Here is a 22,587-nt window from a genome sequence, read left to right on the forward strand (position 1 = left end):
CGCCCTATACCGTGACGATCGCCTTGATGACGCCGGTGCGGTCGTGGGCCCAGATGGGCATGTCTTCGGGGACGCGGTCCATGGTGGTGGCGTGCGTCGCCAGCTTGTCGGTGGGGACCTGGCCGGCGCGGATCGAGGCCATGACGTGCTCGAAATCGGCGCGGATGGCGTTGCGGGAGCCGCGGATGGTGAGCTCGCGCCGGTGCACTTCGCTGTCGGGGAAGACCAGGTCACCCTTGATGACACCGACCAGGGTGTAGGCGCCGCCGTTGCGGGTATGGAGCAGCGAGGCATTCATGGCGCGGATCGAGCCGGTGGAATCGAACACCGCGTCGAAGCCGCTGGCCTTGATGGCGGTGAATTCGGCGCCTTCGAGCTCGGCGGGAGAGAAGGTGCGGAAGCCCAGCGCGCGGGTGGCCTCAATCTTGTCGGGCGCGGCATCGACCACGGTGACATCGGCGCCGGCGATTTGTGCAAAGAAGGCGACGCCGAGGCCGATGGGGCCGGACCCGACGACCAGGGCGCGCGAGCCCGGCTTCAGTTCGGTGGTGCGACGGATGGCGTGGGCGCCGATGGCGAGGAACTCGACCATGGCGGCATCGCGCAGGCTAAGGCCGTCAGCGGGATAGAGGTTGCTGGCCGGCATGACGATTTCTTCGGCCATGCCACCGGGGGCGTGGACGCCGATGACCTTGAGGGTCTCGCAGCAATTGGCGCGGCCTTCGAGGCAGGCGGGACAGTGGCCGCAGTTGAGATAGGGGTTGATGACGACGGGATCGCCGGCGGCGAAGGCTTCGCCGTTGGGATCGACGACGGTGCCCGAGAGCTCGTGGCCGATGACGCGCGGGTATTCGAAGAAGGGGAAGTTGCCTTCGAAGATATGGTAATCGGTGCCGCAGATGCCGATGTGGCGGATGGCGACGCGGACCCAGCCGGGCTTCAGTTCGGGGCGGTCGATGTCAATCAGCGCCAGCTGTTCGGGCGCGGTGCAGGATATAGCTCGCATGGGGTCTCCTATTGGGGGCAATCATAGCGGCGCGGGGCTGAGACTCCAGTACGCAAAAAGTCCCCCCCCTTTCGGTTTCCAAGGCTTGGCGAAGGGCAATGCCGAAGAAATCGCTTTCTCCCCCGCAAGGGGGCGATGGCCGACTGAGAGGGCGGTGTGCTAGCAGCGTGGCGCAATTTATCGGGGTGTTTCAGCGTGAATTTTGCGAGCGATAACTGGGCGGGGGCGACGCCCGAGGTGATGGCGGCGTTGGCGCGGCACAATCAGGGGTTCTCGCCGGCCTATGGCGGGGACCCGCTGAGCCTCAGCGTGACGCGGCGGTTTTCGGAGCTGTTCGAGCGCGAGGTCGAGGTGTGGTTCACGGCGACGGGGACGGCATCGAACTCGCTGGGCCTGGCGGCGCTGAGCCGGCCGGGCGGCGTGGTGTTCTGCGCCGAGGATGCGCATGTCTACGCTGACGAGAGCGGCGCGACGGAGTTCCAGTCGGGCGGGATGAAGCTGATCCCGGTGCAGAGTCCGCTGGGGATGATCGACGCTGGGGCGTTCGAGGCAGCGTTGGGCAAGCACCCGGAGGGCGGGAGGAGCGTGCCGGTGGCGGTGAGCCTCACCAACGCGACGGAATGGGGCACGGTTTACGCAGTGGATCAGGTGGCGGCGCTGGCGGGAATCGCTCGGGCGCGCGGGCTGAAGGTGCATATGGATGGAGCTCGGTTCGGCAACGCGGTGGCGGCGCTCGGGGTGACGCCGGCGGAGCTGACCTGGAAGGCGGGGGTGGATTTCCTGTCGTTCGGGGCGACGAAGAACGGCTGCTGGGCGGCGGAGGCGATCGTGGTGTTCACGCCAGGGCTGCTGGGGGATTTCGAGGCGCGACGGCAGCGGGCGGGGCACACGTTCTCGAAGGCGCGGTTCGTGGCGGCGCAGTTCGAGGGGTATCTCCAGGATGGCAACTGGCTGCGCTGGGCGACCCATGCCAACGGGATGGCGGAGCGGCTGCGGGTTGGGTTGCGGGCGAGCCATGTGGCGCGGCTGGGATGGGAGAGCCGGATCAACGAGGTGTTCGCGGTGATCTCGAAGGCGGCGCTGGGGCGGCTGCGGGCGGCGGGTGGCGCGGCGCATGAGTGGCCGGCGGAGGCACTGGCGGAGCGGCCGGGGGCGGACGAGGTGCTGGTGCGGTTGGTGACCAGCTGGGCGACGACCGAGGATGAGGTCGAGGGGTTTTTGGGGGTGCTTTAGCAACCCCTCTTCATCTCTCCCCCAGCGGGAGAGAAAGCGATCTTTTGGGCTTAGCTTCTTGGCTAAGTCCTAGAAATTGCAAGAGAGGGGATCCTGGAAGGCACGTTGGCTCCACACCCCCTCTCTTGCGAAATCTAAGGCTTAGCGAAGGGCTAAGCCCAAGTTTTCGCTTTCTCCCCCGCCAAGGGGGAGATGGGGGCCGGTGGATCGGTTAGCCGATGACGACCTTCAACAGATTTCCTGCCGGGTCCTTGGTCTCGAGACCCTCATTCGTGTCGGTCGATGCGGCGTTGATGGCAGCCAGCCTCGTGCGGACCGCATCCAACGCCGCCTGGTCCGGCACCACCACATGGAACCACCGCAAGCCTGCCGTGCCCTTCGGGGCCTGCGCCGCGTTGGGGCCGGCCCAGACGTTGAAGGCGATGGTGTGGGGCGGGTAGTCGAGGCCGAGGTCGCCCATGCCGAAGCGGCGCATGATGAACAGGCCGCCGAAGCCGAGGCCGTCGCGGTAGAAGTGCATGGCCTGCTCGAGATCGTTCACGTGCAGGTGGATATGGCCGATGCGGGTGCCGGCGGGCATCAGCGCCGGGACGCTGTTGACGTCATCGAGTTCGGCGAGCAGGTCGTCGACATCGATGGCCTCGCGGCCGGAATGGGGCGAGCCGTCGATGGTGCGTACGTAGACGCCCTCCTCGGCAGTGCCGATGCGGCCGCGCCAGGGGGTCTCGAAGGTGATCTCGATGCCGTTATTGTCGTAGTCCCACAGGTAGATCGCCTCGGAGACCAGGTGATCGGTGGGCGAGATACGGACGCGGCGGGTGAGCGCGCGCACCACCATCTCGGCCAGCGTCTTGCGGTTCGGGACGTGAATGGCGACGTGGTAGAGGCCGAGCGTGCGATCGGGGAATGGGTTGTTGGCGCCGAGCTCGAGGGTGATCAGCTCGCGGCCGGCAGCGCCCAGGTGCAGGGCTTCGGCGTCCTCCGAGATGAGCTCGAGGCCGACGACATCGCGCCAGACGGCGAGCGCCTTGTCGCGATCGGTGACGGCGATGCGGACCGGACCGAGGTGAGTGGCAAGCGGCAGCGTGGGTGTGGAGCGGACGCTGACCTGGGATTCGACTGTGATCATGATGGGGTCTCGCAAAAGAACCATTGGATTGACCCTGATATGGATGATGCGGCCCGGCAAGCCAATGTGGTCGCGGGGGCGAACAGTCGATACTGAAATGCAATAATCAATGGGCGTGGGGTGGGGATTGCCGACCTTTGGAGCGTAGGACACCCCCACCCTTGATCCCTCCCCGCACGGGGGAGGGAGACGTTGTGGCACGATATGGGCTTCAGGTTGCGACGGTGCGACGGCGGTATTCGCTGGCGGCGTAGACGAGGAGGGCTGCGACGATGAGGCCGCCGACCAGTTGGGACCAATCCACACCGGCGAGGAAGCGCGGGATCATCACCGAGGCGTTGAACGCGGCGTCGTTGAAGACGGTCGCCTCAAACTGCATGTTGTCGGTGCCGAACTTCAGCCGCTCGCCCAGATAGGTCAGGAAGTAGCCGGCGCGCGGACCGTTGTCGCCGATGACCAGGTTCTCGGCGAGGCCGATGAGCCCCGGGATCAGGAAGGCGAGCGGGATCGACCAGCGGCGGAATACCGTCGAGAGCGCGCCGACCCAGGCGAAGAACGGGGCATACCAGAGCAGCGCGGTGACAAGGCAGACGAACGCGAAGCCGCCGATTTGTATGGCACTCCAGAGGAATTCGAAGACGCTGGGCACGCCGAGCCTCGGCAGCATCAGCGCAGTGACCATGGTGACGACGTAGATCAGGACGCCGGTGAGCAGGTACGCACCGAAGATCATCGCCGGCAGGATGGTCATGCCGGCGAGCGACTTCGAGGCCAGCATCTTGAAATCGGTGACCGGCATCGACTTCCAGAACAGCATGGCGTTGTTCCGGCGATCGGCGCTGAAGGCATCGGCGTAGTAGAAGAACAGCGCCGCGAGCAGATACATGCACCAGAGCAGGCCGACTGCGAGGAAGCCGAACTCGAAGAACTTCAGCGCGGAGGGAACGCCGATCTCCTGGTGCAGCTGGAAGCGGTTGGAGGCGATGCCGAGCACGAGCATCAGCGTCATGATGCCGAGGATCAAGGCCGGGGCGTAGAAGAACGCGCCGCGGTGCTCGAGATACTCGCGCTTGATGAGGGCAACGAGAGACTTCATTTGGCGGGACCGCGCTGCATGAGGGCGACGAACAGGTCGCTGAGAGTTGGGGTGGAAACATCGCCGAACTTGGCGAGCCGGTCGCGATCGACGCCATCGAAGACCATCGCGGTCTGGCCGAATCGGGTTTCGCTGTAGATCGGGCCGAGCGCCGTGGCGGCGGGAACCTGTTCAGGACGGACGAGCACCTGACTGAACTTGGTGCTGACCGTTTCCATCTGCATGTGGAGGATCAGGTCGCCATCGCGGATGAACATGATGTCGGAGAGCATGAACTCGATCTCATCGACCTGGTGGGTGGTGATGAGGAGCGTGCGCTCTTCGGTCATGTAGTCCTCGAGCAGGCGCCGGTAGAAGCGCTTGCGATAGGTGATGTCGAGGCCGAGGGTCGGCTCGTCGAGGACCAGCAGCTTGGCATCGATCGCCATCACCACGGCGAGGTGGAGCTGGGCGATCATGCCCTTCGAAAGGTTCTTGATCCGCGCTTCCATCTTGACGTCGGTGCCCTCGAGGAAGCCGCGGGCCTTCGCCTGATCGAAGTTGGGATGGATATTGGTGAGGAGCGCGAACAGTTCGCGCACCCTCAGGAACCGCGGCAGGCTCGCGACATCGGAGATGAAGGCGACGTTCTTCATCAGCGAGGCGCGCTTCTGGTACGGATCCTCGCCGAGGACACGCACGGTGCCCTCGTAGGAGGTGAGGCCGAGCAGCGCGTTCAGCGTGGTGGTTTTGCCGGCGCCATTGTGACCGACGAGCCCATAGATGCGGCCGGCTGGGATATCGAAATCGAGCCCGTGGAGGATTTCGGTGCGGCCGAAATGCTTCTTGAGGCCGCGCGCCGAGACGATCGGAGCAGCTGTGGTTTGAGCCAGATCATTCATCTTTACCGCCTTGCTTCAACAGTTGATTGGGATCGAGATCGAGGGCCGCCATGCGCGCCATGACGCGCGGCCATTCCTCGGTCAGAAATTTCTGGCGCTCGTGGGCGAGCAGCCGCTGATGGCCGCCTTCGGCCACGAACATGCCCATGCCGCGGCGTGACTCGACGACGCCGATATCGACGAGCGACTGGTAAGCGCGGGTGACGGTCAACGGGTTGACCGAGAGATCGGCGGAGATCTGGCGCACGGAAGGAAGCGCCTCGCCCTCCTTGGCGGTTTTGCTCAGGATCATGTCGGCAATCCTTTCGCCGATCTGAACGAAGATCGGCTGGCTGTCGTTGAATTGGCTCATGCGTGATGCCTTGGTAGTGTGCTAGTTATGTAGCACACCATTTCGGTGGCGCAAGCGGAATCTTCAAGGGTGGGCTTCTGACGTCTTGGTCACACTCTTGGCATTGTCGATCCGGAGCGCGTAGTTTCGACAGCGCCGCGACAATAACGCCTTGTGTCACCGGCGGTTTCTGGGGGGCGACGTGCGCATTCTGATCACCGGCAGTGCGGGGTTCATCGGCTTTCACCTCGCCCGGCGGCTATTGGCCGAGGGGCACGAGGTGATCGGGCTCGATGCGCTGACGCCGTATTACGACGTGCGGCTGAAGCAGCAGCGGCATGCGATCCTGGAGGCCGAGGCGCGGTTTCGGACAGTGATCGGGCGGCTGGAGGACGAAGCGGCGGTGGCGGCGGCGTTCGCCAATGCGCCGGAGGTGGTGGTGCATCTCGCGGCACAGGCGGGGGTGCGCTACAGCCTCGAGGCGCCGCGAGGCTATACCGACAGCAACGTAACGGGGACGCTCGCCATTCTCGAGGCGGCACGGCGGACGCCGCCCAAGCACCTGCTGATCGCGTCTTCGAGTTCGGTCTACGGCATGGCGGGGAAACCCTCGCGCGAGACGGATATGACCGACCGGCCCGTGTCGCTTTATGCGGCGACCAAGAAGGCGACGGAGGCGATGAGCCATTCGTATGCCCACCTGTTCGGCGTGCCGACGACGTGTTTGCGGTTCTTCACGGTCTATGGGCCGTGGGGGCGGCCGGACATGGCGCTGTTCAAGTTTGCCGAGGCGATCGCCAAGGGTGAGCCGATCAGCATCTACGGCGAGGGGCGGATGCGGCGGGACTTTACTTATGTCGAGGACGTGGTGGCGGCGGTGGGGCGGTTGATCGGCACGGTGCCGGTAGTGGGCGCACCGGTGGCGGGGGACTCGCTGTCACCGGTGGCACCGTGGCGGGTGGTGAACATCGCGGGCGGGCGGCCGGTGGAGCTGATGCGGTTCGTTACGGCGATCGAAGCGGCGATGGGGCGCGAGGCAAACAAGGAACTGCTGCCGATGCAGCCGGGGGATGTGACCGAGACGGCGGCGGATGTGAGGTTGCTGCGGGCGCTGATCGGAGAAGTGCCGGGGACGAATGTGGAAGATGGGGTGCGGGCGTTTGTGGAGTGGTTTCGGGGGTGGCGGAGCTAGTAGCTTGACCTCGCCACAACCTCCGGCCGTCATCCCGGCGAAAGCCGGGACCCAGTGCGCTGAGCGCTCCACCAATACAATCGCGCCGACCTTGCTGTGATGGACCGGATAGGTTCGTGCCGACCCAATCGTCCGAGCAGTGGGTCCCGGCTTTCGCCGGGATGACGGCCGGTGGGGTGGCGAGACGGTGCCCAACAACAGAAAGCGACGCCCAACCGAACGGAAAATCGCTTGAGTGCTAACGACTCGCCGGCACTGACATGTTAGAGGCAAGTATTGCTTTCGGCTCGACCTGAGCCGGCCCACCTTCGATTTTCGGATTCCCAAATTGACGGCCACAGCTTCGGCACCGGCGACTTCGATCGCCAGCAAGACCACGCTCTCGATCATCGTCGCGGTGTCGGTCTGCCACTTGATCAACGACGTGATGCAGTCGCTGCTGACCGCGATCTATCCGATCCTCAAGGAGAATTACGGCCTCGATTTCGTGCAGATCGGGCTATTGACCTTCACCTTCCAGTGCACCGCGTCGCTGCTGCAGCCGGCGATCGGCATGTACACCGACAAGCGGCCCCTGCCCTATTCGCTGCCGGTCGGCATGGCGTCGAGCCTTGTCGGCCTCATCATCCTCGGGTTCGCGCAGAGCTACTGGCTGCTGCTGCTCGGCTCGGCGTTCGTCGGGCTCGGCTCGGCGATCTTCCATCCGGAGAGTTCGCGCGTGGCGCGGCTGGCGTCGGGTGGACGGCACGGCTTGGCGCAATCGCTGTTCCAGGTGGGCGGCAATCTCGGCTCGGCGATCGGGCCGCTGCTGGCGGCGTTCATCGTGTTGCCGCGCGGGCAATCGAGCGTCAGCTGGTTCGCGGTGGGCTCGCTGCTGGGCATCTTCATCTTGTGGCGCGTCGGCAACTGGTACGCGGCGCACCGCAAGGCCAATGCCGGCAAGGCGCCCGCGAGCACGACGCTGCTGTTTGACAGGCGGACGACGGCGATCGCGCTCATCGTGCTGACGGTGCTGACGCTGACCAAGAACGCCTATATGGCGGGGCTTTCGAGCTACTACACGTTCTTCCTGATCGACAAGTTCCAGGTCGGGGTGCAGGACGCGCAACTGTTGCTGTTCGTCTATCTCGGCGCCTCGGCGGTCGGGGTGTTCCTGGGCGGGCCGATTGGCGACCGCTTCGGCGCGAAATTCGTCATCTGGTTCTCGATCCTCGGCGTGCTGCCGTTCACGCTCGCCCTGCCCTACGCGGACCTGACGTGGACGGTAATCCTGACGGTGCTGATCGGGCTGATCTTCTCGTCGGCATTCTCGGCCATCGTGGTGTTCGCGCAGGAACTGCTGCCGGGCCGGGTGGGGATGATCGCCGGGATCTTCTTCGGCTTTGCGTTCGGGGCGGGCGGGATTGCGGCTGCGGCGCTCGGGGCGCTCGCCGACGTGGCGGGGATCCAGTACGTGTTCTGGCTATGCTCGTTCCTGCCGCTGGCGGGATTGCTGACGGTGTTCCTGCCGGAGATGCAGCACAGGGTTCGGTGAGGGGTGGCGCCCGAGGGCTGGGCCGCCCCCTCCACCAGCTTCGCTGGTCCCCCGCCTCGCGGGGGAGGATCAGGAGAGGCTGGTGCTTTGGCTAGATCTGCAGCAGAGCCACCGGCTTCTGCAGCTTGAACACCGTACCCGTCGCGGTCAGCGTTCCATCGGCTCCCACATCAAACACCACCAGGTCTTCGCTCTCCTGGTTGGCGACGATCAGGTGGTTTTCCAGAAGAAGGAAGAAGCGCGGCCAGTTGCCCCCGCAGGGGATGTTCTGTTTGAGGCTGATGCGGCCGTCGGTGGCGATGGCGAAGGCAGTGATCGAGTTGTGGCCGCGGTTCGAGACGTAGGCGATGGTGCCGGCCGGATTGATCTGGATGTGCGCGCCGGTCGACTCGCCCTTGAAGTCGGCGGGGAGCGCCGAGAGCGTGTTGAGCTCTGTGAGCTTGCCGCCGGGTTCGCGGGCGAGCGCGGTCAGGGTCTGGGCGTATTCGGTGAACAGGTAGGCGAACTTGCCGTTGGGGTGGAACGCCAGGTGGCGCGGGCCGGCACCCTTGGGTGTGGTGAAAGCCATCTCGGGCCCGCCGAAGGTGCCGGTCGCAGCGGCGTAGGCGAAGCTGCGGACTTCGTCGTGGCCGAGATCGACATTGTAGAGGCGATCGCCTTCGGGGGACCATTGCGTCCAGTGGGCATGGCCGGTGTCGTGGGCCTGCGTGCCGCGGAGGACCGGTCCGGCGGCGAGGGTACCGGTGGGGCCGATGGCATAGGTGGGCACCGAGTCGTCGCCGTAATTGGCGACGGCGAGGCGTGTCGCGTCGGGGCTGAGACTGAGGTAGCAGGGGTAGTTCGCACCCGTCGGCGTGTAGCCGAGCGGAGTGACCCTCGCGAGGTCGGGCGAGAGCGTGAAAGCGCCGACCATAGCCGCCATCTCGTCGGTGACGTAGACGGTGCGCGTCGATGGCGCGAAGGCGATCCAGGAGACGTCGGGGGTGCCGGGGAAGCTGCGGACGAGCTCAATGGTGCCGGTGGCGGTATCGAAGCTCAAGAGCTTCAAGCCTTCGCCGTTCGGGCCGGTGTAGGATCCGGACAGCAGGTTGAGCTTGGTCATACGCAGTTCCTCCTCGATACGCGGGCGGAAGTGTTAGGGGAGTCTTGCGGCGATGGCCAGTCGCAGAGCGGCAATGCTGCGCATTGCCGACCCCTCATCCGGCGCTACGCGCCACCTTCTCCCACAAGGGGAGAAGGCAACCGACTGAGATATCCGAGGTGATCGCCTTCTCCCCTTGTGGGAGAAGGTGCCCGAAGGGCGGATGAGAGGTCGCGCGTCAGCGCGCCCGGTCCCACCCCTCGCGCATCAGCCGAAACCCCTTTTCGTACACCTCGGCTTCGCTGCCAAACAGCGGGCGCCAGATCTTGGTGGCGGCGGCGAGGTCCGGGAGGGCGGAGCCGAAGGCTTCGATGGTCATCCAGCCGTCGTAGCCGGCTTGCTTCAGGGCGTTGAACACCGACTGGAAATCGATGTGGCCGGCGCCGGGGACGCCGCGGTTGTTCTCGGTGATGTGGACGTGGTTGATCTGCCCAATGGTCGAGGCGATCAGGGGCGGAACCGAGTTTTCCTCGATGTTGGTGTGGAACGTGTCGAACAGGTAGCCGTAATTCGGCTCGTCCACCCGGCGGACAAGGCTTGCGGCCTGCTCCATGGTGTTGAGGAAGTAGCACTCGAACCGGTTGAGCGGCTCGACAGACAGCGCCACGCCCTGCCGCGCGGCGTACTGTGCCGCCTGTTTGTGGACGTCGGCACACCAGGCAATCTCATCGGCGGTGGGGCCACGGCCGGAGAACTCGCCCAGCGGCTGGTGGAACGGGCCGCAGACGAGCGTGGCGCCGAGAGCCGCCGTGCAATCGGTCAGCCAGTTGAGGTGCGTGAGGGCGCCGGCGCGCTGCACATAATCGGGGGAGATGGCGTTGCCGCCGGCCATGACGCCGACGCCGGTGGCGCCGAGGCCGACATCGCGGAGGCGGCGGCCGAGCTTTTCGTAGTGGTCGGGCGTGCCTTCGAACATCGGGACTTCGACGCCGTCATAGCCGGTGGCCTTCAGGCGCTCGATGATGGGCCAGTGCTCGTCGGTGACGTGGGTGGTCCAGAGGAGGAGGTCGAAGCCGAGTTTCATGGTGATCTCTCTATATCCACCGGGTCACCCCGGCGCAGGCCGGGGCCCAGCCTGAGGTATTTCCACCACCGCTGAGCGCTGAGGCATCTCAGGATGGGTCCCGGCCTTCGCCGGGATGACATCCAGGGTGCGGCAAGGTCAGTGCTTACAAGTTCACCCAGCTGCCGGACTTACCAGAGCTGATGATGGCGTCGCAGAGTTTGTTGGTTTCCAGCGCATCGCGGAAGGTGGGGGCGGCGGGTTTGCCTGTCTTGAGGCCTTCGAGGAAATCGGCGGCGGTGTGGGTGAAGCTATGCTCGAAGCCGATGATCAGACCGGGGACCCACCACTTGCCGAGATAGGGGTGATCGCCGTCAGTGACGAGGATGTTGGTCCAGCCGCGCAGGCGCCCCTCGGTGGAGTGATCGAACCACTGCACGCGGTTCATGTCGTGCAGGTCCCAGGCGAGCGAGCCCTTCTCGCCGTTGATCTCGAGCGTGTAGGCGGCCTTGTGGCCGCGGGCGTAGCGGGTGGATTCGAACGTGCCCAGCGCGCCGTTGGCGAAGCGGGTGAGCACGGCGGCCGCATCGTCGATACCGACGGTTTGCTTCTTGCCGGTGTCGGCGTGGGTGCGCTCCTTGACGAAGGTCTCGGTCATGGCGGTGAGCGAGGAGATGCCGCCGTTGATCCAGGTGGCGCTGTCGAGGCAGTGGGCCAGGAGATCGCCGGTGACGCCGGAGCCGGCGGCATTGACGTCGAGGCGCCAGGTGCCGGGGCCGCCCTGCGGCACGTCTGGCGAGATGGTCCAATCCTGCAGGAACTTGGCGCGGTAGTGGAAGATGCGGCCGAGCTTCTGCTCAGCGACGAGCTGCTTGATCAGCGAGACGGCGGGGACCCGGCGGTAGTTGTACCAGACGAGGTTGGGGACGCCGGCCTTTTCCACCGCATCGACCATCGGCTGACCCTCGGCGGCGGTGCGGGCGAGCGGCTTTTCGGTGAGCACCATCTTGCCGGCCTTGGCGGCGGCGATGGCGATCTCGGCGTGGAGGTCGTTGGGCACGCAGATATCGATGGCGTCGATGTCCTTGCGTTCGACCAGGGCGCGCCAGTCATGCTCGATGCTCTCATAGCCCCACTGCTCGGCGAAGCGGCGCACCTTGCTGTCGTTCCGCGCGGCGACCGCCTTCAGCACCGGGTGGTAGCCGGTATCGAAGAAGTGGGAAACGGAGGCCCAGGCGTGCGAGTGGCAGCGTGCCATGAAGCCGTAGCCGACCATGCCGATGTTGAGTTGTTTGGTCATTGGAGTGTTCCTGACGCAAGTTGGCCACAGCCACCGCAGTCATTCCCGCGAAAACGGGAAACCCTGTTTTGGTGTGCGCCGAGATATCGCAAACGGAGGTTCCCGCTTTCGCGGGAATGACCCGGTGTCGGGGGAGATGAAAGTGCTACCCGCGCCATCTCAGGATGGGTCCCGGCCTTCGCCGGGATGACATCGTGGGTGTGGTGCGGGTGGTGCACGGCTGCGCGCCTACTCTCGCCAGCCGTGGGCGTCGCGGACTTTGAGCATGGCGCCGAGGACCTTGTTCCAGGTCTCCTGCTGCTCCATCACGGCGTTGGGGAACATGCAGCCGTCCCAGCAGATGTGGCGCATCTTCTTGGTCAGTTCGCCCTTATCGTCGCGCAGCCAGTAGCCGGCGTGCTTGGTCACATCGAGGCGGCCGTTGGGGTCGTCGATCTGGCAGTGGCGGCCGGTCTTTTCGTGATCGCCGGAGCCGAAGGTGGTGCCGTCGTTCTGGGCGACGTGGAAATCCAGCGTCCAGGGGCGCAGGGCGTCGGCGACCTTGTGATAGGCAGCATCGAGCGCGGCCTTGTCGCTCCACTCGAAATCCTTGGGCAGGATGCGGTCCTTTTCGGCATTGGCGCCGAGGACGAACAGCATGGAGTGGGCCATGTCGGCCTGGTAGCCGACGACGCCCGGCATGCCCACCATTTCGAGCAGCTTCACGTTCTCGCGCCAGGAATGCATGCCGCCCCAGCAGATCTCGCCCTCGGCGACGATGTACTCGCCGTAGGATTGGGCGATGCGGCCGGCTTCGCGGAAGGTCTCGGCGATCTTCTTGGTGTTGCCGACCGGGTCGGCGTCCCAGGCTTCGACGCCGGTGGAACTATCGACGCGCACGCCGCCGGTGGGGCGGATGCCGAGTTCGCGCATCTGCTTGCCAATGCGGCAGGCCTTTTCGACCTGGGTGAGGAAGCGCTTCACGTCGTCGGCGTCGCCCATGGCCGAGCCGCCGCCGGCGCCGCCCCAAATTGGCGCGACGAAGCTGCCCACTTTGAGGCCGAAGCTGGCGATGTGATCGCTCATGCGCTTCACATCGTCTTTCGAGCTATCGATGGAGATGTGCGGGTCGGCGAGCCAGAGGTCGACGCCATCGAACTTCTGCCCGTCGACTTCGGCGTTGGCGGTGAGCTTCAGCAGCGTATCGAGGGGGATGATGGGCTCGGAACCCGGGGCGCCCTTGCCGACCACGCCGGGCCAGGTGGCGTTGTGGAGTTTCGGGTAGTTGTTGGATGCCATGGTCCCCTCCCCTGGGGTCTAAAATCTCAAGACAAAGCTAGGCCGCCCGATGCCGCAGGTTGAGACCCGTCTTGGCGTCGAACAACATCACCTTGTCCGGGTTCCAGCTGAAGCGGACGGCTTCTTCGACCTTGACGTCGACGCGGGCCGGGACGGCGGCGCGCATCAGGTTGTCGCCGACGCGCAGGGTGACGATCTTTTCGATGCCGTGGTTTTCCACGTCGTGGATGCGGGCCTCGTTCGGGGCGCCGGAGGCGACTTCGACGTCCTCGGGGCGGATGCCGAAGGTGACCGGCCCCTGGACCGGCGCAGCGGCGTTGATCGACATCTCGAAGCTCTGGGCGACGCTGGCGAGGTTGCCGGCGAGGCTGCCGGGCAACAGGTTGATGGCGGGCGATCCGACGAAGCTCGCGACGAAGGTGTCGCGCGGGTTGGTGTAGACCTCGCGCGGGGTGCCGACCTGGACGATGCGACCCTTGTTGAGCACGGCGATGCGGTCGCCCATGGTCATGGCCTCGACCTGATCGTGGGTGACGAAGATGAAGGTGGCGCCGAGCCGCATCTGCAGGTCTTTGAGCTCGGAGCGCAGCGACTCGCGGAGCTTGGCGTCGAGCGCCGAGAGCGGCTCGTCCATCAAGAAGACCTGCGGCTCACGCACGATGGCGCGGCCGATGGAGACACGCTGCATTTCGCCACCGGACAACCGGTCGGTCTTGCGCTCGAGCAGGTGGGTGATACGGAGGGTTTTCGAGGCGTAATCGATGCGCTTTGTGATATCGGCTTCGCTCATCTTGCGGACGCGCGAGCGCAGCGGGAAGGCGAGGTTGTCGCGCACCGTGAGGCGCGGGTAGAGCGAGTATTGCTGCAGCACCAGCGCGACGTCGCGCTCGGCCGGGCCCCAGTCATTGACGTTGGCCTGGTTGATGTGGATGGCGCCTTCGGTGGGCTTTTCGAGCCCGGCGATCATCCGCAGCGTGGTGGTCTTGCCGGCGCCGGTGGGGCCGAGCAGCACGAAGAACTCACCGTCGCCGACGTCGAGATCGAGATTACCGACGGCGGTGTGGGTGCCGAATTTCTTGGTGATGTTCTCGAGGCGGATGCGGGCCATGTCAGTTGCCTAGCCGGATGTCGAGCGAGGCGCCCGATTTGGTGTCGAAGAAGTGCGCCTGCGCCGGATCGATGCGGGCGAAGACGGTGGTGCCGGGCTTGTCGACATAACCGGAGGTCGTGCGGGCCCTGAGGGTCTTTTCGCCGAACTTCAGGTCGATGATATCGAAGCCGCCGAAGGGCTGGATGATGTGGGCCTCGGCCGGACGGTAGCCCGGCTTCTGGTCATGGCTGACAATGACGCCTTCGGGGCGCACGCCGAGGGAGAGGTCGCCGGCGGCCCTCTTCTGCTCGAGCATGCCGAGCAGTTCGCGCGGCAGGTCGAAGCTGGCATCATCGAGGGCGATGCGGGCGTTGCCGTCGGCCTCGCTGACCTTGGTGGCGGCGATGTTCATCACCGGCGAGCCGATGAACTGGGCGACGAACAGGTTGGCCGGGTAGAGATAGACGTCGGTGGGGGTGCCGACCTGCTGCAGCACGCCATCGTTCATGACGACGATGCGATCGGCCAGCGACATGGCCTCGACCTGGTCGTGGGTGACGTAGATCGAGGTGGAGCCGTTCTCGAAATGCAGGCGCTTCAATTCGATGCGCATGGTTTCGCGGAGCTTGGCATCGAGCGAACCGATCGGCTCGTCGAGCAGCAGCGCCTTGGGGCGGCGCACCAAAGCACGACCGATGGCGACGCGCTGCATGTCGCCGCCGGACAGCGCCGACGGGCGGGCATTGAGTAGATTCAGGATGCCGAGCGACTTGCCGACCGAGCGCACGGTCGAATCCACCACATCCTTGGTGGTGCCGACGGCGCGCAGCGGGAAAGCGAGGTTCTCGTAGACGGTGAAATGCGGATAGAGCGCGTAGTTCTGGAACACGAAGGCGATGTCGCGCTCGGCGGCGCGGAGGCCCTGGATGGGCTTGCCGTCGAGCAGGATGTCGCCCGAGTCGATCTCCTCGAGGCCGGCGATAGCGCGCAGCGTCGTGGTCTTGCCGCAGCCGGAGGGGCCGAGGAAAACCACGAACTCCTTGTCCTTCACAGTGAGGTTCACGTCCTTGATGACGTGGACCGGGCCGAAGTGCTTGTCGATGTGACGGAGTTCGATCTCAGCCATGCTGCGTGCCTCCGTGGACGGTGTCGACCTCGTCGATCAGCTTCTTGTCGGGCGGCGGAATGTGGACGGAGAAATTGAAGCCGATGAGGCCGACCAACATGACCAGCACGCTCCACTGGTGCAGCACCTCCAGCCAGGGCTGGCAGAGAAACAGGATGCCGACGACCATGAAGGTCATAGAGCCAGGGTTGAGGATCTTCTGGTTGAAGTCGCGAATGTTCACTTGCGGATCGCCCCGAAGCTCATGCCACGCAGCAGGTGATTGCGAAGCAGGAAGGTGAAAATGGCGACCGGGAGCAGGAAGAGCACGGTGCCGGCGGCGATGACCGTCCAGTCCTGCAAGCCCGTGCCGATCTGACTCGGAATGAATGGTGGCGCCGTCTGGGCCCGCCGGTTGGTGAGGATCAGAGCGAAAGCGTATTCGTTCCAGGCGGTGATGAAGCAGAACACGGCGGTGGCGGCGATGCCCGTCGCGGCCTCGGGCAGCACGATCTTGAAGAAGGCCTGCATGCGCGTGTAGCCGTCGACCAGCGCCGCTTCCTCGTACTCCCTGGGAATTTCGTCGATGAAGCCTTTCATCAGCCAAACCGCGAACGAGACGTTGAAGGCGGTGTAGAGCAATATGAGCCCCAGATGCGTGTCGTTGAGCCCGACGGCGCGGTACATGAGGAACATCGGGATGGCGACGACGATCGGCGGCAGCATGCGCGTCGAAAGGATGAAGAACAGGAGGTCCGCCTCGCCCTTTACGCGGAAGCGCGAGAAGCCGTAGGCGGTGATGGTGCCCATCGAGACCGCGAGGATGGTCGAGGTGATGGCGATGATCAGCGAATTGACGAAGCGGTCGGGATAGGCCGAGTAGACCACGTCGCCCTGGCCGTTGCGCGACAATCGCTCGCCGCCGGCGAGCACGAGCTGCTCCCACCAGGGGGCGGCGTCATAGGTGGCCTGGTCAACTGGCGCGGTCAGCTGGGCCCGCTTCACGAACAGTTTCACGAACGGCGTCACCTGCGGCTCGAACACGACGGTGGGCGGCACGGTGGTCGAGAGCAGCAGCGGCTTGAAGGCCGTCGAGGTGATCCAGTAGATCGGCGACAGGAAGATCAGCGTAATGACGATGACCGCAGCAATGGCGAGGCGGTTGCCGATACGTCCGGCACGCGTTGATACGACGGCCATCTCAGCGCTCCTTCGCCTTGTTGAGGTACTTCACGTAGATGTTGGTGATGCACAGCACCATGATCAGGATGATGTAGGCGAGCGCCGAGGATGGCCCGGTCTGCCACTGCTGGAAGGCCATCTTGTAGAGGCGCGAGGAGATCAGCTCCGCCGCCGGCTGGCCGGTCATCACGAAAGCGATGTCGAAGGTCTTGAAGGCTTCCATGGTGCGGAAGATCACCGCAATGAGCAGGATCGGCGCGACCAAAGGCAGGGTGATGCGGAAGAAGGTGTAGAACCGGCCGGCGCGATCGATCGAGGCGGCCTCGTAGAGGTGCTTGGGCACGGCACTGAGACCGGCGAGCGAGAGCAGCATCACGAACGGCGACCACATCCAGATGTCGGTGATCGCGACCGCGTAGAGCGCGAGGTTGGGGTCGGTGAGCCAGGCCACTTTGCCCAGGCCGAGCACATAATTGAGGATGCCCCACGAGGGATCGTAGATGAGCTTCCAGAACAGGCCGACCACGACCGGCGAGAGCATCATCGGCAAGAGCAGTAGCGTCGTGATGAAGCCCTTGAAGGGAATGGGGCGGTTGAGCAGCAGCGCCAGGCCGAAGCCGACGATGAACTGGCCCGTGACCGAGACGATGACGTACCACAGGGTGGTCGTGAAGGTGCGCCAGATCACCGGATCGGCGAGCACGTCGGCATAGTTCTTGAAGCCGACGAAATTGGCCGCAGCTTTGCTCGATGCCTTGAAGTCGGTGAAGGAGAACCCGAGCGAATAGAGCAGCGGGAAGACATTGAAGACGATCAGGAACCCCACCGTCGGGATGATGAACAGGTTCCGAATGGTGATGTCGCTCCATCCGCGCGTCGCTGCGCGTGTCTTTGGATCGAGCGTTGTCATCAACTTATCCAAGGCCAGAGTCCCCCGCTTGAGAATCCGGGGAGGCGGGCAAGCGCCGCCTCCCCGGACGTTTCGTCACCCGTCACTGGGCCGCGTAGCCGGCCGACTTGAGCGTATCGACCCAGGTGGCCGCCAGCTTGTCGAGGGTCTCCTTGGCCGTGCCCTTTCCGTCCACCACATAGGGGTAGAAGGTGTCGGCGGCCTCGGTGAGGAGCTCGGCATATTCAGGCAGCGCCCAGAAGTCGCGGACCTTGAACATGGTCTGGTAGAACGCCTCGTTGTACGGCGTGGCGTTGCGGAACTCGGCGCTCTCGAGGAGCTTGGCATCGCAGGTGTAGCCACCGAGCTCGGCCCAGCGCTTCTGGGTCTCGGGCTTGATGAACCACTCGAGGAACTTCACCGCCGCGTCCTTGTTCTGGCTATAGCTCACAACCGAGATGCCCTGGCCGCCCAGCGCGGCGAAGTCATCGCCGTTCGGGCCCTTGGGGTTGGCGAAGAAGCCGGTCGACTTGGCATAGGGATTGGTGGCCTCGTTGATCAACGAGGGGAAGAAGGCGAAGTAATTCATCGCCATCGCCGCCTGGCCCTGAGCAAACGCCGTATTGGTTTCGACGAAGAACGCGTTACCCCAGCCCGGCGGGTTGTAGGTAAAGAGCTTGCGATAGTCCTCAAGCGCCTTCACCGCCTTGTCGGAGTTGAGCTCGCCGGTGACCTTGTAGTTCGCGTAGTCACCGAACGAGCCGCCATAGGCGAAAACCGAGTTCTCGACGCCCATGACGATGGCATCGCCCGCATTCATCGTGTAGATCGCGGCCCCGTACATATTCTTGTCCGGGCGCGTGAAGAACTCGGCAATGTCGAGCAGCTGCTGCCAGGTCTGCGGAACGGCAAGGTCGTAGCCGTACTTGGCCTTGAACGCGGCCATCTCGTCCGGATTTTCGAACCAATCCTTCCGATAGGCCCAGCCGAGCGCGTCGCCTTCGAGCGGAACGGCCCAATATTTGCCGGAACCACCCGGATACTCCGAGTAGTACTTCATGGTCGCCGGAGCCATTGCCGTAGTCAGGTTGTGCTGAGCGACGAAGTCCGTCAGGTCGACATAGTGTCCCTGCGTCGAGCCTGCACCCAGCCACTGGCTGTCGCCGACCACGAGGTCATAGGCCGAGCCCTGGGCGTTGAATTCGGTGAAGGCCTTGGTCTGGAAGTCCGGCCACGGAACGGTTTCCACGGTGACCTTTGCATCCGGGTACTCGTTGACGAGTTCCTGCAGATAGTTGGCCGGATCCCATTCGGCCCACAGGATGGTCAGTTCCTGCGCCAGCACAGATGTGCTCGACGCAAGCATCAGGCCCAAACCGGCCAGCATGCCCTTGGTAACAGTGCGCATTATGGTCCTCCCTCTAGCGCTTCCGACGGCCGGCATATGCGGCACCGACCGAAGCCCCTCCTCCGTGCCGGGGGCCTTCACAGCAGCGAACCGGCCAAAAGCTCTCCCAAGCTTCGGCGACCGGCCGTTCTCTCGCGACGTTCGGGACCCCTCCCTCATCACCGGGACTACAGCGCTGGCCTCTCCCAAGGCCCGCGCGGTCACCAGTTATGGCGCTCCTCCAAGCGCCCGTCGCACTTGATCTTCCTCCTGATCGACGTGCGTCAAAACTACAAATTCAACGTTTTATCAGTCTCGTCAAGCTAACATGCTAGCATTTATGCAAGTCGTGACCCGGTTTAGGAAAATAGTTTCCCTCGCCGGCTCAGGCAGCGGACTCCGCGACGGCAGCGCGGACTAGCGCGGTGGCTGCCCAGGTCGCGACTTCCGTAGTCTCGTCAAACTCAAGCCCCCACAAGTCTTTGAGAACAATGAGGACTTCCAGACCGTAGACCAGGGACAACGCCTTGGCGAGTCGCTGGAACTTGGCGTCTGGCAATTTATTCTTGAGCGGCGCTATCGCCATTTGCAGCAGCTCGACCCGATGGCCGCGCTTGAACGGCGGTTCGGCGCCGAGCGTGCCGGCGCGGCGCTGCGCCCACTGCTCGAGCGACAGCTTCAGGGCCGCCTTGAAGGTGGCCTCGAACTCAGCGACGCGCGGCATGGTGAGCGCGAGCAGGTCGAGGACGCGGGTCTCAGGATCCTCGCTGGCGCTCTTCCAGTTGAGGATCGGGCCGAGGCCTTCGTCGACCACGGCGTGGACCAGGGCGGCCTGGCTCGGGAAATAGCGATAGGCGGTGGCGCGCGACACTTGGGCGGCCTCGGCGACGTCGCTGACGGACGGGGTCTGGCCGTTCTGCATCAGGGCGATGGCGGTCTCGAGCATGAGTTTGCGGGTGCGCGCACGGGCGCCTTTCGGCTCGGAACTCTGCTGCTCATCGGGCTGTGAGACGTCCATATCGAAATGATACGCACATCTCAAAATGCTTTGCAATGGCGGCGGGGCTCTGCCATGACATGGCGGCGAGAGCATCGACGGGGTGACCTGAAACGGTGTCGGGAGGGGTGCGATGAAGCGCATCTACGTGGTCGGGACAGCCGACACAAAGGGCGAGGAACTTGCCTTCCTCGCGGAGAGAATTCGCGCGCTTGGCGCCGATCCGCTGGTGGTCGACGTGGGGACGCGCGCGCCGACGATCCCGCCCGAGGTCGGCGCGGCCGAGGTTGCTAAGTTCGGCGCGCCGGACCTGCTGGAGGGCAACGATCGCGGCGTCGCCGTGGCCGGGATGGCGGAGGCCTTCGCACGGTTTGTCATAACACGTGATGACATCGGGGGAATGGTGGGTATCGGCGGTGGTGGCGGCACCTCGATTGTCACCGCCGGCATGCGCAAACTGCCGATCGGACTGCCGAAAGTGATGGTCTCCACCCTCGCCTCGGGCGATGTCGGGCCCTATGTCGGGGTGAGCGACATCGTGATGATGCCCTCGGTTACGGACCTGGCCGGGCTCAACCGAATATCACGTGTTATCTTGTCGAACGCAGCGCTCGCTGTCGTGGCCATAAGCGCCAATCCGACGATGGTGGAACCCTCCACCAAACTGGCCGTGGGGCTCACCATGTTCGGGGTGACGACGCCGGCGGTGACGCAGATCGTCGAGTTGCTGACCGGGGCCGTCGAGCCGCTGGTCTTTCACGCCACGGGTACGGGCGGCAAGACCATGGAAATGCTGGTCGATTCCGGCCTCGTCGGCGGGCTGATCGACGTCACCACGACCGAAGTCTGCGACTATCTGCTCGGCGGCGTGCTGCCGGCCGGGCCCGAGCGGCTCGACTGCATCTCGCGGCGACCGGTGCCTTATGTCGGCTCGGTCGGGGCGTGCGACATGGTCAACTTCTGGGCGCCCGAGACGGTACCAGCGCACTATGCGGACCGCCTGCTCTACTCGCACAACGCCAACGTGACGCTGATGCGCACGAGTGTCGACGAGTGCCGGGCGATCGGGGAATGGATCGGCGGCAAGCTCAATGCTGCCATCGGGCCGGTGCGGTTCCTCATTCCGCTGCGCGGGGTCTCGGCGCTCGATATCGAGGGTGGCGCGTTCCGCGATGCGGAAGCCGATGCCGAACTGTTCGATGCGATCGAGCGGACCGTGCAGTGGGGGGACAACCGGCAGTTGATCCGGCTCGACTGCCATATCAACGATCCCAGCTTCGCCGAGGCGGCAGTGCGCGCCTTTCAGGAAATCACGTCATAGGAGACAGCATGGCTGCCATCGCGCGCGCCGAAATCCTCAGGAAATTCCACGATATGGTGGCCCGCGGGCAGCCGATCGTGGGCGGCGGGGCCGGCACCGGTATTTCGGCCAAGGCCGAGGAGGCCGGCGGCATCGACCTGATCATCATCTACAATTCGGGGCGCTATCGCATGGCCGGGCGCGGCTCGGCGGCGGGGCTGCTCGCCTATGGCAACGCCAACGAGATCGTCAAGGACATGGCGCGCGAGGTGCTACCGGTGGTGAAGCGCACGCCGGTGCTGGCGGGGGTGAACGGGACGGACCCGTTCGTCTTGATGCCGCAGTTTTTGGCGGAGCTCAAAGCCATGGGGTTCTCGGGGGTTCAGAACTTCCCGACCATCGGGCTGTTCGATGGGGTGATGCGGGTGAGCTTCGAGGAGACCGGCATGGGCTATGGGCTCGAGGTGGACATGATCGCCGAGGCGCACAAGCTGGACCTGTTAACGACGCCGTATGTGTTCAATCCCGACGAGGCGGTGGCGATGACCAAAGCCGGGGCGGATATCATCGTCGCGCATATGGGGGTGACGACGGGTGGGGCGATCGGGGCGAAAGCGGCAAAGACGCTGGAGCAGTGCGCGGCGGAGGTCGAGGCGATCGCGGCGGCGGCGCGCGGGGTGCGAGGCGAGGTGATCGTATTGTGTCACGGCGGGCCGATTTCGATGCCGGAGGATGCGAGGTTCATCCTCGACCGGGTGAAGGGGTGCCATGGGTTCTATGGCGCGAGCTCGATGGAGCGGCTGCCGGTGGAGGTGGCGATCAAGGCGCAGGTGGAGAGCTTCAAGGGGTTGCGGACGGGGGCGTAACCCGGGCGTTTGAGCGTAACGCACCCCCCACCCTAGCTTTGCTACGGCCCGTTGGGCCTAGCGGCGCTACCCTCCCCGCAAGGGGGAGGGTGGAGCGTGGGGCGCTAGCAGTCGTCTCCCTCCCCCTTGCGGGGAGGGATCAAGGGTGGGGGGTGGGGAGCCCCGATTTGGAGGAGGAACAATGACCGAGAACAACTTCGTCTATCCGCGCGATGTCAGCGCGTTCGGGTTCGATTGGGGAAAGCTGTCGCTCACCGTGGCGCCGGAGGTGAATGGGGCGAAGCGGTTTTCGGGCGGGGTGGTGGATCTGCCGCCGGGCCAGGGGCATAGCCGACACAACCATCCGGGGGCCGAGGAGATCATCTTCGTGATCTCGGGCGAGGGCGAGCAGATGGTGGAGACGCCCGAGGGCGTGCCGGTGGTGCAGAAGGTGGGGCCCGGGTGCACGGTGTTCGTGCCGGAGGACCGATTCCACTCGACGCTCAATACCGGGACCGGACCGATGCAGCTGTTCGTGGTCTATTCGCCGGCCGGACCGGAGCTCGGATTGCGCGATTTGCCGGATTTTCGGCTAATCCCGAAGGGAGAGTAGTGCTAACGTTTCCACTTCCAAGTAACACTGCCACGCTTTACCCTTCGACAGGGCG

Annotated in this window: 22 protein-coding genes; 6 read left to right on the forward strand and 16 right to left on the reverse strand. The window is 64.8% G+C overall.

Annotated elements, in window-relative coordinates:
* Window positions 1-4 precede the first annotated feature (4 nt).
* Window positions 5-1,006, reverse strand: a complete 1,002-nt coding sequence (locus AC1DYL_RS17390; protein WP_477174136.1) for a zinc-binding alcohol dehydrogenase family protein — start codon at window positions 1,004-1,006, stop codon at window positions 5-7.
* Window positions 1,007-1,201: 195 nt separating this feature from the next.
* Between AC1DYL_RS17390 and AC1DYL_RS17395 the strand changes: the two genes are divergently transcribed.
* The gene (locus AC1DYL_RS17395; protein ID WP_477174137.1) at window positions 1,202-2,239 is read left to right on the forward strand and encodes a threonine aldolase family protein; all 1,038 of its coding nucleotides are present in this window, start codon (window positions 1,202-1,204) and stop codon (window positions 2,237-2,239) included.
* Window positions 2,240-2,450: 211 nt separating this feature from the next.
* On the opposite strand, the gene AC1DYL_RS17400 is transcribed toward AC1DYL_RS17395, so the two are convergent.
* The 4 genes from AC1DYL_RS17400 to AC1DYL_RS17415 all read right to left on the reverse strand — a co-directional run bounded on the left by AC1DYL_RS17400 (window position 2,451) and on the right by AC1DYL_RS17415 (window position 5,697).
* Window positions 2,451-3,368, reverse strand: coding sequence for a VOC family protein (locus tag AC1DYL_RS17400; RefSeq protein WP_477174138.1), 918 nt, complete (start codon window positions 3,366-3,368; stop codon window positions 2,451-2,453).
* A 211-nt stretch (window positions 3,369-3,579) separates the two neighbouring features.
* Window positions 3,580-4,464: a hypothetical protein gene (locus AC1DYL_RS17405; protein WP_477150628.1), complete on the reverse strand. Its 885-nt coding sequence runs from the start codon at window positions 4,462-4,464 to the stop codon at window positions 3,580-3,582.
* Window positions 4,461-5,345 carry an ABC transporter ATP-binding protein gene (locus AC1DYL_RS17410; RefSeq protein ID WP_477174139.1) on the reverse strand — a complete coding sequence of 295 codons (885 nt, stop codon included), beginning with the start codon at window positions 5,343-5,345 and terminating at the stop codon, window positions 4,461-4,463. Before AC1DYL_RS17410 ends, AC1DYL_RS17405 begins: the two co-directional genes overlap by 4 nt.
* Entirely contained in the window at window positions 5,338-5,697 is a 360-nt protein-coding gene (locus AC1DYL_RS17415) for a GntR family transcriptional regulator (RefSeq protein ID WP_477150630.1), read from the reverse strand. Before AC1DYL_RS17415 ends, AC1DYL_RS17410 begins: the two co-directional genes overlap by 8 nt.
* 181 nt (window positions 5,698-5,878) lie before the next feature.
* Here AC1DYL_RS17415 and AC1DYL_RS17420 point away from each other — a divergent pair, with 181 nt between their 5' ends.
* Together AC1DYL_RS17420 and AC1DYL_RS17425 are read left to right on the forward strand one after the other, a co-directional pair.
* Window positions 5,879-6,868, forward strand: a complete 990-nt coding sequence (locus tag AC1DYL_RS17420) for an NAD-dependent epimerase/dehydratase family protein (protein WP_477174140.1) — start codon at window positions 5,879-5,881, stop codon at window positions 6,866-6,868.
* A 328-nt stretch (window positions 6,869-7,196) separates the two neighbouring features.
* Window positions 7,197-8,402 (forward strand): MFS transporter, encoded by a 1,206-nt coding sequence (locus tag AC1DYL_RS17425; RefSeq protein WP_477174141.1) that lies wholly within the window; start codon window positions 7,197-7,199, stop codon window positions 8,400-8,402.
* Between the two features lie 91 nt (window positions 8,403-8,493).
* Here the strand turns inward: AC1DYL_RS17425 and AC1DYL_RS17430 are convergent, their stop codons facing one another.
* The 11 genes from AC1DYL_RS17430 to AC1DYL_RS17480 all read right to left on the reverse strand — a co-directional run bounded on the left by AC1DYL_RS17430 (window position 8,494) and on the right by AC1DYL_RS17480 (window position 19,795).
* Entirely contained in the window at window positions 8,494-9,504 is a 1,011-nt protein-coding gene (locus tag AC1DYL_RS17430) for a lactonase family protein (RefSeq protein WP_477174142.1), read from the reverse strand.
* A 217-nt stretch (window positions 9,505-9,721) separates the two neighbouring features.
* A complete protein-coding gene (locus AC1DYL_RS17435) occupies window positions 9,722-10,567 on the reverse strand; it encodes a sugar phosphate isomerase/epimerase family protein (protein WP_477174143.1) in 846 nt (281 codons plus the stop codon).
* A gap of 145 nt (window positions 10,568-10,712) precedes the next feature.
* Window positions 10,713-11,846 (reverse strand): Gfo/Idh/MocA family protein, encoded by a 1,134-nt coding sequence (locus AC1DYL_RS17440; protein ID WP_477157826.1) that lies wholly within the window; start codon window positions 11,844-11,846, stop codon window positions 10,713-10,715.
* Between the two features lie 228 nt (window positions 11,847-12,074).
* Entirely contained in the window at window positions 12,075-13,124 is a 1,050-nt protein-coding gene (locus AC1DYL_RS17445) for a TIM barrel protein (protein ID WP_477157825.1), read from the reverse strand.
* Between the two features lie 37 nt (window positions 13,125-13,161).
* Window positions 13,162-14,232 (reverse strand): ABC transporter ATP-binding protein, encoded by a 1,071-nt coding sequence (locus AC1DYL_RS17450; RefSeq protein ID WP_477174144.1) that lies wholly within the window; start codon window positions 14,230-14,232, stop codon window positions 13,162-13,164.
* Between the two features lies 1 nt (window position 14,233).
* Complete coding sequence (locus AC1DYL_RS17455; RefSeq protein ID WP_477174145.1) at window positions 14,234-15,340, reverse strand: ABC transporter ATP-binding protein; 1,107 nt, start codon at window positions 15,338-15,340, stop codon at window positions 14,234-14,236.
* Entirely contained in the window at window positions 15,333-15,563 is a 231-nt protein-coding gene (locus tag AC1DYL_RS17460; protein WP_477157822.1) for a hypothetical protein, read from the reverse strand. Before AC1DYL_RS17460 ends, AC1DYL_RS17455 begins: the two co-directional genes overlap by 8 nt.
* A complete protein-coding gene (locus tag AC1DYL_RS17465) occupies window positions 15,560-16,519 on the reverse strand; it encodes a carbohydrate ABC transporter permease (RefSeq protein ID WP_477150641.1) in 960 nt (319 codons plus the stop codon). Before AC1DYL_RS17465 ends, AC1DYL_RS17460 begins: the two co-directional genes overlap by 4 nt.
* Window position 16,520: 1 nt before the next feature.
* Window positions 16,521-17,411 carry a carbohydrate ABC transporter permease gene (locus tag AC1DYL_RS17470; RefSeq protein ID WP_477150642.1) on the reverse strand — a complete coding sequence of 297 codons (891 nt, stop codon included), beginning with the start codon at window positions 17,409-17,411 and terminating at the stop codon, window positions 16,521-16,523.
* 82 nt (window positions 17,412-17,493) lie between these two features.
* The gene (locus AC1DYL_RS17475; protein WP_477174146.1) at window positions 17,494-18,798 is read right to left on the reverse strand and encodes an ABC transporter substrate-binding protein; all 1,305 of its coding nucleotides are present in this window, start codon (window positions 18,796-18,798) and stop codon (window positions 17,494-17,496) included.
* Window positions 18,799-19,162: 364 nt separating this feature from the next.
* Window positions 19,163-19,795 (reverse strand): TetR/AcrR family transcriptional regulator, encoded by a 633-nt coding sequence (locus tag AC1DYL_RS17480; RefSeq protein WP_477174147.1) that lies wholly within the window; start codon window positions 19,793-19,795, stop codon window positions 19,163-19,165.
* 112 nt (window positions 19,796-19,907) lie between these two features.
* Between AC1DYL_RS17480 and AC1DYL_RS17485 the strand changes: the two genes are divergently transcribed.
* The 3 genes from AC1DYL_RS17485 (at window position 19,908) to AC1DYL_RS17495 (ending at window position 22,532) form a co-directional block, all read left to right on the forward strand.
* Window positions 19,908-21,095: a Tm-1-like ATP-binding domain-containing protein gene (locus AC1DYL_RS17485; protein WP_477174148.1), complete on the forward strand. Its 1,188-nt coding sequence runs from the start codon at window positions 19,908-19,910 to the stop codon at window positions 21,093-21,095.
* Between the two features lie 8 nt (window positions 21,096-21,103).
* Window positions 21,104-21,940, forward strand: coding sequence for a phosphoenolpyruvate hydrolase family protein (locus AC1DYL_RS17490; protein ID WP_477174149.1), 837 nt, complete (start codon window positions 21,104-21,106; stop codon window positions 21,938-21,940).
* 181 nt (window positions 21,941-22,121) lie between these two features.
* Window positions 22,122-22,532: a cupin domain-containing protein gene (locus AC1DYL_RS17495; protein WP_477150647.1), complete on the forward strand. Its 411-nt coding sequence runs from the start codon at window positions 22,122-22,124 to the stop codon at window positions 22,530-22,532.
* The last annotated feature ends 55 nt before the right edge of the window (window positions 22,533-22,587 follow it).

The organism is Devosia sp. P1_H9 (assembly GCF_056405135.1).